This window comes from Zobellia galactanivorans (assembly GCF_000973105.1).
GTDB classification, from domain to species: Bacteria; Bacteroidota; Bacteroidia; order Flavobacteriales; family Flavobacteriaceae; genus Zobellia; species Zobellia galactanivorans.
Genome location: NC_015844.1, coordinates 2,042,996 through 2,056,557, shown reverse-complemented (window position 1 = coordinate 2,056,557; position 13,562 = coordinate 2,042,996). Strand labels below are relative to the sequence as shown.

Sequence of the window (13,562 nt, the reverse complement as noted above, 5' to 3'; positions counted from 1 at the left end):
ATTGCGGTTTTCCGTCGATTATAACTCTAACAAATAGCTGCCGTAACCACTTTTTACCAGCGGTTTGGCCAATTTATGTAGTTGTTCCCGAGAAATATATCCCATCGTATAGGCCACCTCTTCAATGGCTCCCACCTTTAGCCCCTGACGCTCTTCAATTACCTCAACAAATTGCGAGGCCTGCATAAGGGAACTGAAGGTTCCGGTATCTAACCAGGCCGTACCGCGATCTAAGATACTCACCGTCAATTTTTCCTTAGCGAGATACTCTTTATTGATATCGGTAATTTCCAATTCGCCCCTAGGGCTGGGTTTAATGCGCTTTGCTATTTCCAATACCTCATTATCGTAGAAGTAGATGCCTGGAACCGCATAATTAGATTTAGGGTTCTGGGGTTTTTCCTCTATGGAAATTGCCTTTCCGTCCTTATCAAACTCCACTACACCGTAGCGCTTCGGGTCTTGTACGTGATAGCCATAAATAATACCACCATCAGGGTCGTTGTTCGCCTGGAGTAACTTTGCAAGGCCAGAGCCATAAAAAATATTATCGCCTAAAATAAGGGCAACTTTATCGTTCCCTATAAAATCAGCTCCTATAATGAAAGCTTCTGCCAATCCGTTCGGGTTCTCTTGTACGGCATATTGAAAATCACAGCCCAATTGGCTTCCGTCTCCCAATAATTTTTGAAAAAGGCCAATATCCTGTGGGGTCGTTATGATCAAAATTTCTTGAATACCTGCGGACAAAAGGGTGGCCAATGGGTAATATATCATCGGCTTGTCGTAAATGGGCATAAGCTGCTTGCTTACGGCCAATGTAAGGGGATGTAAGCGCGTTCCTGACCCTCCTGCTAAAATGATACCCTTCATACGCTAAACCTTCTGATATTTGTTTATATACCACGAAACCGTCTCCCGAAGTCCGGAATCAAAATCCGATTTCGGTCTCCAATCGAGTTCCGTCTTAATCTTGGTCGCATCTATGGCATATCTGAAATCATGTCCCAAACGATCTTTAACAAAGGTTATCTGTTCCTTATAGCTTCCTCCCTGCCTCGGATGTACTTCGTCTAAAATAGCACATATTTTTTGGGCAATGAAAATATTGTTGTGTTCATTATTCCCTCCAATAACATAGGTTTCTCCTGCTTTCCCTTGGGTAAAGGCGGCATTTATACCCGTACAGTGGTCCAGTACATATAACCAATCCCTAACATTCTTCCCATCTCCATAAATGGGGATTTCCTCTCCCACCAAGGCCTTTCGGATAATGGTCGGAATCAATTTTTCATCGTGCTGTTTAGGCCCGTAATTATTAGAACAATTGCTGGTAACCACATTAAGTCCATAGGTATGAAAATAACTTCTCACCAAAAAATCGGAAGCCGCCTTCGAAGCGCTATAAGGACTATTGGGGGCGTATGCGGTATTTTCATCAAAAAATCCCGATTCCCCTAAACTACCATAGACCTCATCCGTAGAAATATGGTGAAAACGCGAGGTTTCAAAACCGGCCTTCGCACGATTCGCCTTATCCAGCCAATGTTTCCGCGCAGCTTCCAGCAAGGTAAAGGTTCCGTTGATATTGGTCCTAATAAATGCCTCGGGGCCTTCTATTGAATTGTCTACATGAGACTCTGCCGCAAAGTGAATAACATCCGTAATGCGGTCGTTGTTAAAAATTGACCCCACCAAACCGGCATCGCAAATATCGCCCTGAACAAACTTATACCGTTCGTTATTTCTAACTTCTTCGAGATGGTCAAGGTTTCCCGCATAGGTAAGTTTGTCAAGGTTCACGATGGAAACATTGCGATGTTCCTCCAAGAAAAACGGAATGAAGTTGCTTCCTATGAAACCCGCCCCACCTGTTATAAGAATTGTTCTATTAGGCATTTTTGCTTTTCTATAACTGCAACTCTTTAGCTCTCCTGTTCAAGAACCGAATAAAGGATATCACAAAAAACAAAACCACCAAGGCCATAGGCACCAAGAAGAACTTATCGTTAAAAAAAGGCTTTTTAAAGACTTGGGGGTTTCCCATGTTGATAATACTAAGGATTTCTCCTTGATTCGTAAGTTCCGCTTTCTTTTCCTCTATTTCCTTTAAAAAATCGTTCTTTAGGGTCAATAGGGAAGCTATGTTCAAGGCACTTTCGTTTTCCATATAAACCGAACCATTTGCCTTTTCGGAACCCTCCCTCAATAAGGTTTTGGAGTAGTTCTCCAAAAGCTGATCAATTTGAGCAATAAGCCCGGTATTTTTGTCGATCCGCATTTGAGCATTTTCCTTAAATGTCTTTATAACTTTATCATAATAGGCATTGCCGTTAATATAATCCAATATTTTCCGGGCCGCTTCGGTTCCCTTGTCAGCATCGATATACGTAAAGGTCACACGGTGGGCCAAAATACTCTTTTTGGTAAGTTCTGAACGTACAATATCGACGACAAAGCTCTCCTCCTTAAAACTCTCTAAAAGCTCCAGATAACGCAGTTCCTGCTCTTCCTTCTCCTTAGCCTCCTCTAGGTCTGAAATAGGTTGAATATCAATTCGAAACCCTTTTAAGTCTTGTACCGAAATCCCCATTTTTTGAAAGAAGGCCGTGTCTTGACTGTAAATGTTGGACTGTATTTCCGCAATGGCATCGTACACATAATCCGTACTGTCAAAATTGGGTCTTACGATGGTCTCCGATTTCAATTTTTCATTCCCCAGCATGCTCAATACAAAACTAATGACCACGCCCAGCACAATCAGACCGATTAATATGAGTGCATTCCTCTTAAGGTATAAAAACACACGTAAAAAAGCGATTCCCACACGGTTAAAGCCATTCGCAATCATCTTGAGCAACTGCCCCAAATCGATTTCATCAGAGGAAGTAGTACTGTTTGGTTTGTTATCGGTCATCTATTATGAATTAAAAATTTGTTCCAATATTTTCTCGGTTATGAGATAGGTAGGCTTTACCCCTGTAGTTCCTAGGCCGCCCGAGGCCAAGGTACTTCCGGTTTCCAATGGGTTATCGGAGGCATAGTACGCATATCGTACTTTAACATTATCCTGTATGCTTTTACGAATCTTGGAGGCTGATTGTATGGCCTTTTGATAATGAACCCCTTCCATTTCAAGGCCTACCACGTTCCATGTACTTTGGTGAAAAAACTCGAGCACATCCTTGTTTTGAAGGGAAGTACCCAAAACAGTTACCATGGTACCTTCAAAAACCTTAAGTCCGTGTCCTTTAAAATCGTCGGCACACAGTTCGTTTTTGAACGGATAATTGTCTGCCGTACCTTCAAAGATATGGGCCGAAGGAATCATCAAATCTCCTTTTCCTCCTTCAAGAATACCCGCCTTTCCCATCACGGAAATAGAAGCTACATTCAGAAAAACCGGTTCTTTGCCCGGTTCCTTATAAGGCTTCAAGAGTTCATCAATGGTTTCATAGGCTTGTTCGCCAAAGGCATAATCCATTACAAAGATTACCGGCTTTTCCTCTTCTTTTATCCCTTTGGGCAAAGCATAACCACAAGCGTCCGCACTCATTTTTGCCGTATCGAACAACTGTACGTCTATGTTGGTACCTGAAAAATCATCAATAGCGATCATCCCGTTCTTTTTGGCCACTACCGTAACCTTGGCTCTCAGTTCTTCATTTAAGGAAGAGCTTAAGGCTTCATAGATTTTTAAGGATTCCTTTCCGGAAAATTCCTTTTTTAAGGCATTTTTGGCGAATAAGGTATTCATTACACTGTGCATATTCGCACTGATGATATGAATCGGCCGATGTAAGAGTCCGTTCTTTCGCAAGGTTTCCTTAATGGTGTCCGCCCAACGTTCCCCGTGGATATGGTGGCCCAAACGCTCGCGCAATAGCGAACTGAAGGTTATCGCCCTTTTATTACCGGTAATTTCTTCTTCTATGGCCAATTTGCCCAACCAATAAACAATTTCCAAAAAGCGATCGGGTTGTTCTTCGGTGGCAAATTGCTCATGAACCTCCATAATTTCAATGAAGGAGCGGCCTAAGATATTTGCGGTATGTATAACGGCCACCTCTCTTTCTGCCAAACTAAGTTCATCCTTATTGACGGCCTCTTCCAATTTAGACCAATCACGTATCGTACGATCGGTATCTTCGATCAACACCCTTTTACAGATTTTCTCCGACTCAATGAACAGAAACGTAAGGTGGGTCAAAATATCGTAGATATCTGAGCGTCCACGGGTAATTTCGATGTTCATTTGTTCGTCATCGATACGATAACAATTTCTTCGCCGTTTGGGAGGTACTATAGGTACAAAGTGGGATTTGCTATACCCTTCATCTGAGGTCAAATTGATAAATCGGCATTGTTCGATGCCCTTTGGCAAGCGTTCAAGAACATAAATGAGTCCGCTCAACTCGGCCTTTTCTTCAGCTATGGATCCGTATATTTCAGGTCGAAGTTGCAGCAATGCGTTTTTCAACGATTCACCCGATACGCCCGTAGGTTTATAGAAACCACGGTTGAACAGATGGCGCATTGTGATATAGAGGCGTTCAATGGCATTTGTAGATTCTTGAGCCCTCGTATTGTTAGTTGTATTTCCCATAACTAATTTCGTTCAAAATTACAATATTTTTCCCGGTATCGAGAACAAGGTAAATGTTGGTTTTTTCTTTGCTCGATATCCGTCTTCAATTGTTCTTAAGATTAAAAATATGGCAACTATTGCGCCCTACCAAAAAGAAAATATTCTTCTTCGTATTATTTCTTGAAAGAAACCAATCCATCCGCCACTTTACGGTCGTTGGCCAAACGTTGAACCTTGTTCTGCCCCCCCAGTTTTCCAATCGATTTCATATAAGCGTTGAAACCGCCTTCCTTTATTGGTGTGACCTTTAGGGTCTGCAAGATTTTCCCATCGATCAGGTCAAAATAATAACTGTTCTGCTTTTGTAAGGAAACATCTAGAATTTCTATGAACTTCGCCATATCGGTGGGTTCCTTTTCAAATTCCACCAACCATTCGTGATAGGGCAATTGATTGCCCTCGGGAGTAATTTGGGGTGCTACCGTAAACTCGTTTATACTGGCCCCGGTTTCGTTCACCGCCAATTGCATGGCTTCTTCCACTTCTTTCGCGATTACGTGTTCACCAAAGGCCGAGATAAAATGTTTGATTCGCCCAGAAACAATGATTTTATAGGGCTTTAAAGAAATAAACTGAACGGTATCCCCTAAGTTATAGGCCCAAAGACCGGCATCTGTGGAAATAATCATCACGTAGTTCACGTGCAGCTCTACATCTTTGATGGTAATCCGTTCGGGATTCTCATCAAAGAATTCATCGGCCTTAACAAACTCATAGAATATTCCCGAATCCAACAACAAAAGCATCCCCTTTTCATTTTGGGCATCTTGATAGGCAAAGAAGCCTTCACTTGCCGGAAAGAGCTCTATACTATCTACCTTTTTGCCGATCAAACCTTCAAATTTGGCCCGATACGGTTCGTAATTGACCCCTCCGTAAATAAAGAGTTGAAAGTTTTTGAAGAGGTCCCCTATTTTCTGTCCCGACTTACTTTCCAACTTTTCAAAATACATCTGAACCCAAGAGGGTATGCCCGCAATAACGGTCATATCTTCGTTCATGGTCTCTTCGACAATGGTATTTACCTTGGTCTCCCAATCTTCAATACAATTGGTCTCCCAACTGGGGAGGCGGTTTTTCTGGAGATAGTTGGGCACATAGTGAGCCGAAATGCCTGAGAGCCGACCCAATTTGATTCCGTTTTTTTCATCCAGTTCGGGACTCCCTTGTAAAAAAATCATCTTCCCGGTAACAAAATCGGCATTTCCGGTTTCGTCAATATAATTGAGAATGGCATTACGCGATGCGTTTACCTGATGTTTGATGGAAGTATCGGTAATGGGGATATATTTCGCCCCTGAAGTCGTTCCCGAGGTTTTGGCAAAATAAATGGGTTTGCCCGGCCAAAGGATATTTTCCTTGCCTTCTACAACTTCTTGTACATAAGGTTTTAAGGCCTCATAATCACGTATGGGCACCTTTTTCTTAAAATCTTCGTGCGATTTTATGTGCTCAAAACCATGGTCGACACCGAATTTGGTACGCTTCGCCTTTTGAATCAATTCACGAAAGACGGCTTCTTGGGTCGCTACAGGGTTATCTCTCCACTTCGCCGTTTGCTTGGCGATGCGTTTTGCGAAAATTTTTGCTGCAAGTGATTTTATCGACATATGTAAGAATCAAATATCCAGGTTTAGGTGAGCACATCGGCCACGGCACTTCCGTAATTAATTAGGGGTATAAGCTTAAAAATCTATGTAGTCTAAGGGGTTTACCGCATTACCGTTGCTCCATAATTCAAAGTGTAGATGAGGTCCGGTGGTGAATTCGCCGGTATTGCCTACGGAGGCAATCACTTCTCCGGCCCTGACCACTTCGCCTTGCCTTTTATTGAGTGAACCATTGTGCTTGTAAACACTTATGAGTCCGTCTTTATGCTCTAGAATAATGACATAACCTGTATCGGCCGTCCATTCGGAGAAAATTACGGTACCGTTGGCAACTGCTTTTATAGGGGTGTCTTTAGGGGCCGTTACATCAACCGCGTAGTGTTGTTTTTCGGGATCGTAAGCGTTTGATATTTCACCGCTCAAGGGAGGAAATAGTTCGATTTCGGCCCCTGTGGCATTACGCTCGAACAAATTGTATTTATCTTCCAGGGCCACCTCGGCCCTTAATAGCGAATCTTCCTTTATTGGGGTAAGGTCTATACTCGATGGGTCAATTTTAAAACGTTCGCGCAATGAATCCAAATTCACTTCCTGTGATGCCACATCCCCTCGTAAGACCATACGTATACTCTCTAAATATCGATTCGTATTATGTAGGGACGCCACCAAAGAATCGGTTTTATAGGTCAGATCAGTAGCCTGTTTCTTAAGTTTGGTACTCGAGTAGCCCGGTATATATTCCCGCAGCGGCGTAAAGGCAATCAGCAGGGTGGTGAGTGCGATAAGACCAATGGTACAGAGCGAACCCGTAACAAAAACGTTCAGGCGACTCAGCTTGAAAGAGATTTTCTCTTCAAAGGTAGACTCATTAAGAATGACCAAACGGTACTTGTGCAGTAGCTTGCGTTTGATTTCTTTTCTCTTTTTGACTTTTTTCGCCATAAAGCAAATATAAAGGATGGAATCGGATTCTTATACGGTTGCCCGAAATTAATGATTCTTTGAAATACCACGGTCTAGCTTATAATACATTTAAGAAAACTCGGGCATATCTGTTAAAATAATTGCGTTGCCACTACATTTACGGTGATCGGAGTAACTTTTTTAGTATCTTTGAATCTGTTTAAAAACAAAACTATGACAACTTTACAGATATTTTTGGCGATAGGACCATGGCAAATAGCCATCGTCGTGTTGGTGGTTCTTTTATTGTTTGGAGGAAAAAAGATTCCTGAATTGATGCGCGGACTTGGTAGTGGTATAAAAGAATTCAAAGATGCTTCTAAAGAAGACGAGCCCCTAGAAGAAAAGAAAGACTAATTTATTACGACATAATTTTAGTTAGAAACCTTTGCCCAAAGCAGAGGTTTTTTTTGTTCCACAAATATACCATTTAGTATATTTATATTGCAGATTACGGGGAATCACTTGTTCCCTTCGACCTCCCAGACTTGAGAAGGCCTACTCTTCAGGCATCGTTCGTATAGGGTTTCATGCCTCAAAACCAGCATTTCACAACAAAAGAAAGCTCGCGTATAACCTTCACCTGAAATTTACGTTATCAAAGAATAATAGTTAAGGTATCCCCCTATCCAAAATAGCCTTAGCACCTACGTTTTTTAAAAACCCTACATGCCGTATCTTATGGATCGGCAAATTTTTTTTTCAACATACCAAATCATGAAAAAACTAATCGCCGCCTATATTTTTCTAGTGTCGTTCACCTGTATGGCCCAAGAGTTTCAGAATATCGACTCGGAAGAAATCGCACCCCCTTCCGAAACCCCAAGTGTTGATTTTACCCCAGTCTCGGAAGAAAGCTTTTCCGTCACCGAAACGTTTGAAGCGGCTGCCGATCGGCACGGTATTCCCAACCGAACCTTCAGCGACCTTGAAGGTGTTGAAAACGGCTATTACCTCATTTCCGGGGTTTTCACCGATTCTAAAACACTTGACAAAACCGTCAAAAAGTTAAAAAGAAAAGGCTTTGAATCGGCCAACTATATCAAAAACACAAACAATGACCTCAATTACCTCTATATAGCTTATTATCCTTTTGGACTAGAGGCCGTAGATGCATGGGTTTCAAAACTAGACGGTACATACAAAAATGATCTTTGGATATTGGAAATTGAAAACAGTGAAGCTATTGGTGGTGAAGGTATAATGTTCGACGACGAAGCCAAAACTATTGAAAGTGGCATAGCCTCTCTCAAAGACCAACCGGCCATGCCTGTCATTGAAACACGTGAAGACGGGATGTCCGCCGTTACTGAAACCACACCAAAGCGCGGCATCAGTGAATCTTCCGACAAGACCAAACTCATTCAAAGAGCCGATCATTTCTTTGATAAAATGTGGTATGCCGAAGCCGCCGAACTATACGAACAGGCATTGGAAAAAGGTGATAAATACCGATCAAAAGATGTCATCCAAAAAGCGGCCGACGCCTATTATTTCAACACCAATATGGAAAAGGCATACGAATGGTACAACGTACTTTATGAAAACTATGGCGAAGAGATGTCTTCCGAGAATATTTTTAAGTACGCCCATTCCCTAAAAGGCACCGGAAAATTTGCCCGATCCAAACGCCTTATGCGCCTCTACAACAAAAAAGTTAAGGATACCCCTAACGACGCATTGGCGAACAGGGCCCAAGCGAATGAGACCACTTTGGACAACATCCTAAGTTCCAAAAGCGATTTAGAACTCAAAAATTTGGCCATAAATACCCAGTACTCCGATTTTTCCCCAATGTTCCTTGATTCAAATCAGGTGGTTTTTTCCTCCGCCAAAGACTCCTCTATATTTACCTCCCGTAAGTACAAGTGGAACAACCAGCCTTACCTCGACCTGTACGTGGCCAAAATAAACGAAGAGACGAACGACCTAAAGGAAGCCTTAAAGCTTTCCAAAAAAATTAATACCAAATACCATGAAGCCTCGGTTACGTTTTCACCCGATAACAAGACCATGTATTTTACCCGCAACAACTACGGTAAAAAACTCAAGAGGGATAAGAAGGGCATAAACCATTTGAAAATCTACAAATCGATCAAAGTGGACACCGAATGGACCGAAGCGACGGAAGTCTCTTTCAATAGCGATAATTACTCCACGGGCCACCCCGCATTGAGTCCTGACGGCAAGCAGCTTTATTTTGTTTCAGATATGCCAGGTAGCTTGGGCAAAACCGACATCTTTGTTGTAGACGTGCTTGATGACGGCAGTTTCTCCGAGCCCAGAAACTTGGGTCCGAGCATCAATACGGAACAACGCGAAATGTTCCCTTTCTTTAATGGGGAAAAGCTATATTTTTCTTCGGATGGATTAACCGGTCTTGGAGGATTGGACATCTATGAGAGCGCTTACGATCCCGAAAACGGTTTTCAAGAAGTAAAAAATCTCGGACAACCGATAAACAGCAATAAGGATGACTTTTCATATATCGTGAACGAAGCCAACCAACAGGGATATTTTGCCTCGAACCGTGAAGGCGGCAAAGGCGATGACGATATTTATTCGTTCAAACGTTTGACCCTAGAGGAAACACCTGCCAACCATAATGCCATTGCCGGTGTTGTCACCGAACTGGTAACGGGTGAAGTAATGCCCCAGGCCTTGGTCGAGCTTTTAGATGAAAACGGGATAAAACTTAAAGAAACGATTGCCGATGACGAAGGGAATTTCATTTTCGAGGACCTCGACAGCTCAACCAAATACCTTCTTAAAACGGTTGAAGACAAATTTGTAGATAACGAAAGATTGATAGAAACGACGAAAAACGATACCGTAAAAGTCGATATCGCCATGAAACGTCTTGAAGAAATGATTGCCATTGAAGATGGTATCAAGAAAATCAAGACCGAAATGATCTATTTCAATTTTGACAAGTCGCACATCAGACCTGATGCCGCCAAAGAATTGGATAAGCTCGTCAATGTAATGAAGGAATACCCGAGCATGGTCATCAAAATTGAATCGCACACCGATTCAAGGGGTAGCAAAGTATACAACGAATACCTATCCGATAAAAGGGCCAAATCCACTAGGGACTATATCATTTCCCAAGGTATCTCCCCTGAACGTATAGAGAGTGCCATCGGTTACGGTGAGAGCAAGCTTCTTAACGAATGTGACGGATCTACGCCTTGTTCGGAAGCGGACCACGTACTCAACCGAAGATCTGAGTTCATCATTACACATATGTAAAAACCAAAAAATATGGAAAAAGAAACCGCTGCCCTACCAACAGCGGTTTTTTTATGTCTTAAAGACACGGTATACTTTCAACATTAAGAGAAGTTTTTAAGTGACCCTACCCTCATTTACAGATGATAACACCCTAGGTACAGCGACTGTAAAAAGAGTTTGTTAGAATCCTTATGGCTACCCCAAAAACGATTAGTTAAAATAGGTTTTGACATGGAAGCCAAATGTGTCAATACTTGTTTTAAGCGTATTTAAAAGTCGTTTCCTCCCTAATCGAGGTTCTTCTACTATGTCCGGGCGAAAAGACTAGGCAAAAGCCCCTATTTGCCCAAATAAAGCGTTTAGGCACCAAACAAATACGGCCATCTTTGAAGATGGCCGTATTTGCTGTTTTATGTGAGTAAAATCAGTTTTTGACTCCCTCTATTTTAAATGTCTTCAAGATTGCCTCCAATTCAAACAGATCGTTTCTTTTTTCGGTTGCCGGGGCAAATACAAAGCCTTCCAACACCAGTTTCCGATTGTTTTCCTTATCGTTTAAGATGTAGGTAAGAAAGGGTCCTGCCATAGGGAAGTTCTTAATATCCCAAAGGCCTCTTACTTCAACTCCTTTTAAACCACCGATTTCGGCAGGATAAACATAGGGAGCAAATGCAGGCTCGGTGCGCATATGGGTGATCTTGTTGGGCACATCGGGTCCGGGAATGTATAGGGCCCCTATAGAATCACGCATGGCCACAATATCCTTTACCAAGGTAGAATCGTTCGAAAAACTATCGCCGGGCATTTCATATACGGTGATATTGGCGGTGCCTCTTTGTATCTCTCTATCGATCCAAACAAAATTGTCTTCTTGCTTTCCCACCTTGTAAATAGAGGGTATGTTCAGGGAAATACCGAACTTGTCTTTCAATACGGTCTCTTTGCTCAATGAGCGTTCAAACCGTTTTTGGGCCGCCTCGATTTCCATATCCTTAAAAGCGGTGATGATATCATCGGCCTTGGCCTTTACGTTTTCTATTATCTCGTCCTTGCTCGTACCCTTAATAACACCAACACGCTGCGGTGAGGCGTACATATCGGTTTTTACGTGGGCCAGGTTCAGAGAGTCTTCCATCACGTAAAGAATAGATCGTGTATTTCGAATTGATCCCGTGAAAAATTTTGGGGCGACCTGATCAATAGTGAACAAAGGCTCGTCCATAGGCATTCCGACCACGGGAGCCGCAAAGTGTCGCCTTATGGTATCACCCACGCTCCCCTTCCATAGTTCGTTATCTATAACAACGACCATAGAATTGATCGCGCCAACTGAAGATGGCAGGTATTTTTTGCTTTTTGATTCTTTACAAGAAGAAAATAAGAGGGTTAAGAGTAAAAATAATGTTCCAGCTTGTTTCATTTTAAGTTTAGGTTTACGATGAACATTCGCACAATTTCAATTTTGTGCCCGGTTTTAGGTTTTTACCACTAATACCGTTCCATTGTCGTAAATTTTCAACAGAAATTCCTGGATATTTTTTCGAGATGGTCCAGAGTGAGTCCCCGCTCCTTACTGTATGGGTCTTTGTCCCAGATGCGTAGTTTTTTGAAGAAGTCGATGTTTTGGTCGACGCCACCGTTGAACCTGGCATTCTTCTCGGGTAAATGGTAAGGCGCTGGCCAATTCTAAGATTGTTGCTTCTAAGACCGTTCCATTGTTTGATCTGGCTTACGCGCACCCCATAGAGTTCTGCGATACGTCCGAGAAAATCGCCGCTGCGTACCTTGTAGCGAATACGGTTTTCCTCTGCCTCCTTCACCAATTTCGGCAGGGGACTCTCCTCGCTCTCCAATTCTTTTTTTACATGGGCATAAATGGCCTCTTCGTTATGTACAAAACTGCCAATAGCATATTTCGGTAAGCGCAAAACGTGTTTTTTTCCCTCAACATAAGGGATAACGTTCAACTTGTACGAAGGGTTCAAAACGATGAGCTCTTCTTTTCCAACACCCGTAAGTTCGGCTAGCTGATCAAAGGTAATAAGGCTCTTTACATGAACGGTATCGGTTTCAAAATAGGCCCTTTCTACCTGTTGCCCCTTTAGACCGTGCTCTTCGGCATATTCAAACAAGTACATTGTAGCCAAAAAAGCCGGTACGTAACCTGCTGTTTCACGTGGAAGATAGCGACGAATGTTCCAGTAGTTCTTATAGCCCCCTGACCTTCTTATCGCCTTGTTCACGTTACCCGGACCGGAATTGTATGCGGCCAAGGCCAAATCCCAATCCCCATAAATATCATATAATTTCGCTAAGAACTGGCATGCGGCGGTGGTCGATTTAATAGGGTCGCTCCGTTCATCCACAAAACTGTTCACGTTCAGATTATACTGTTTTCCGGTACCGTACATAAATTGCCAAAGACCGGTAGCACCTACACGTGACCTTGCCCGCGGGTTCAATGCGGATTCAACAATGGAAAGGTATTTCATTTCCAAAGGAATATCGTAATTGTCAAGCTCTTGTTCAAACAAAGGAAAGTAGAACTGGCTTACCGTTAGCATGCGTTCCATTAGATCCCTTTTTCTAAAAAGAAAAGATTTGATGACATTTTCCAACGAAGGGTTATAGGCAATATTGAACGGAGTCTTTTGGTTCAATCGCTCCAAACGGGCTTTGAGGGTATCAGTAGGCAATGAGGTCGGATAGGACTTGTCGTAATCCAGCTTTTCAACCTCGTTGAACATCTCTTGTGAGAGGCTTGCGTTGGCGTAAAGTTCCTTCATCCACAGACTATCGTACTTAGCGGCTTCCGGCAAATCACGCAATTTCACTTTTAAGCCGGTACTGTCCTTTAAAAGCACAATGGGACTGTCGTTCAATGCGATACTGTCATGGGCCATTTGCTCCATTTGTTCAATACCGTTCAAATCCATCGCCAAGGTATCGGATACCATACCGACCGTTTCGTCTTGAGGGCCTGTAACAGAATCTCTTTCCTGTTCTTGGGCCACTATAGGCAAAGCCAATACCAGACTTGAGAATATCGTGAGAAAATGTTTTCTGTTCTTTGTCATCAAATGTGTTTATAAAACAAGGCGAATTTA

General features: G+C 42.5%; 10 protein-coding genes. 2 read left to right on the top strand and 8 right to left on the bottom strand.

The features are described 5' to 3' along the window. Window positions 1-18 precede the first annotated feature (18 nt). The 6 genes from rfbA to ZOBGAL_RS08190 all read right to left on the bottom strand — a co-directional run bounded on the left by rfbA (window position 19) and on the right by ZOBGAL_RS08190 (window position 7,200). Entirely contained in the window at window positions 19-873 is an 855-nt protein-coding gene (gene rfbA, locus ZOBGAL_RS08220) for a glucose-1-phosphate thymidylyltransferase RfbA (protein ID WP_013993096.1), read from the bottom strand. Window positions 874-876: 3 nt separating this feature from the next. Continuing rightward, entirely contained in the window at window positions 877-1,899 is a 1,023-nt protein-coding gene (gene rfbB / locus ZOBGAL_RS08215) for a dTDP-glucose 4,6-dehydratase (RefSeq protein ID WP_013993095.1), read from the bottom strand. A gap of 10 nt (window positions 1,900-1,909) precedes the next feature. Then, window positions 1,910-2,917: a hypothetical protein gene (locus ZOBGAL_RS08210; RefSeq protein ID WP_013993094.1), complete on the bottom strand. Its 1,008-nt coding sequence runs from the start codon at window positions 2,915-2,917 to the stop codon at window positions 1,910-1,912. Window positions 2,918-2,920: 3 nt separating this feature from the next. After that, window positions 2,921-4,606 (bottom strand): DUF6909 family protein, encoded by a 1,686-nt coding sequence (locus tag ZOBGAL_RS08205; protein ID WP_013993093.1) that lies wholly within the window; start codon window positions 4,604-4,606, stop codon window positions 2,921-2,923. A gap of 155 nt (window positions 4,607-4,761) precedes the next feature. Next, complete coding sequence (locus ZOBGAL_RS08195) at window positions 4,762-6,258, bottom strand: GH3 auxin-responsive promoter family protein (protein WP_013993091.1); 1,497 nt, start codon at window positions 6,256-6,258, stop codon at window positions 4,762-4,764. Between the two features lie 75 nt (window positions 6,259-6,333). Next, a complete protein-coding gene (locus ZOBGAL_RS08190) occupies window positions 6,334-7,200 on the bottom strand; it encodes a M23 family metallopeptidase (protein WP_013993090.1) in 867 nt (288 codons plus the stop codon). Window positions 7,201-7,395: 195 nt separating this feature from the next. On the opposite strand from ZOBGAL_RS08190, the gene tatA reads away from it, so the two are divergent. Then, window positions 7,396-7,578 (top strand): twin-arginine translocase TatA/TatE family subunit, encoded by a 183-nt coding sequence (gene tatA / locus ZOBGAL_RS08185; protein WP_013993089.1) that lies wholly within the window; start codon window positions 7,396-7,398, stop codon window positions 7,576-7,578. A 360-nt stretch (window positions 7,579-7,938) separates the two neighbouring features. Beyond that, entirely contained in the window at window positions 7,939-10,473 is a 2,535-nt protein-coding gene (locus tag ZOBGAL_RS08180) for an OmpA family protein (protein WP_013993088.1), read from the top strand. Window positions 10,474-10,879: 406 nt separating this feature from the next. Here ZOBGAL_RS08180 and ZOBGAL_RS08175 read toward each other — a convergent pair whose 3' ends face one another. Continuing rightward, on the bottom strand, window positions 10,880-11,875 hold the full coding sequence (locus ZOBGAL_RS08175) for a DUF4837 family protein (RefSeq protein WP_013993087.1): 996 nt from the start codon (window positions 11,873-11,875) through the stop codon (window positions 10,880-10,882). A gap of 13 nt (window positions 11,876-11,888) precedes the next feature. Then, window positions 11,889-13,532 (bottom strand): lytic transglycosylase domain-containing protein, encoded by a 1,644-nt coding sequence (locus tag ZOBGAL_RS08170; protein WP_013993086.1) that lies wholly within the window; start codon window positions 13,530-13,532, stop codon window positions 11,889-11,891. Window positions 13,533-13,562 lie beyond the last annotated feature (30 nt).

Excerpts from the sequence above, each read along its gene's own strand:
- rfbA (WP_013993096.1), bottom strand. The coding sequence starts at position 873 with ATGAAGGGTATCATTTTAGCAGGAGGGTCAGGAACGCGCTTACATCCC.
- rfbB (WP_013993095.1), bottom strand. The coding sequence starts at position 1,899 with ATGCCTAATAGAACAATTCTTATAACAGGTGGGGCGGGTTTCATAGGA.
- ZOBGAL_RS08210 (WP_013993094.1), bottom strand. The coding sequence starts at position 2,917 with ATGACCGATAACAAACCAAACAGTACTACTTCCTCTGATGAAATCGAT.
- ZOBGAL_RS08205 (WP_013993093.1), bottom strand. The coding sequence starts at position 4,606 with ATGGGAAATACAACTAACAATACGAGGGCTCAAGAATCTACAAATGCC.
- ZOBGAL_RS08195 (WP_013993091.1), bottom strand. The coding sequence starts at position 6,258 with ATGTCGATAAAATCACTTGCAGCAAAAATTTTCGCAAAACGCATCGCC.
- ZOBGAL_RS08190 (WP_013993090.1), bottom strand. The coding sequence starts at position 7,200 with ATGGCGAAAAAAGTCAAAAAGAGAAAAGAAATCAAACGCAAGCTACTG.
- tatA (WP_013993089.1), top strand. The coding sequence starts at position 7,396 with ATGACAACTTTACAGATATTTTTGGCGATAGGACCATGGCAAATAGCC.
- ZOBGAL_RS08180 (WP_013993088.1), top strand. The coding sequence starts at position 7,939 with ATGAAAAAACTAATCGCCGCCTATATTTTTCTAGTGTCGTTCACCTGT.
- ZOBGAL_RS08175 (WP_013993087.1), bottom strand. The coding sequence starts at position 11,875 with ATGAAACAAGCTGGAACATTATTTTTACTCTTAACCCTCTTATTTTCT.
- ZOBGAL_RS08170 (WP_013993086.1), bottom strand. The coding sequence starts at position 13,532 with ATGACAAAGAACAGAAAACATTTTCTCACGATATTCTCAAGTCTGGTA.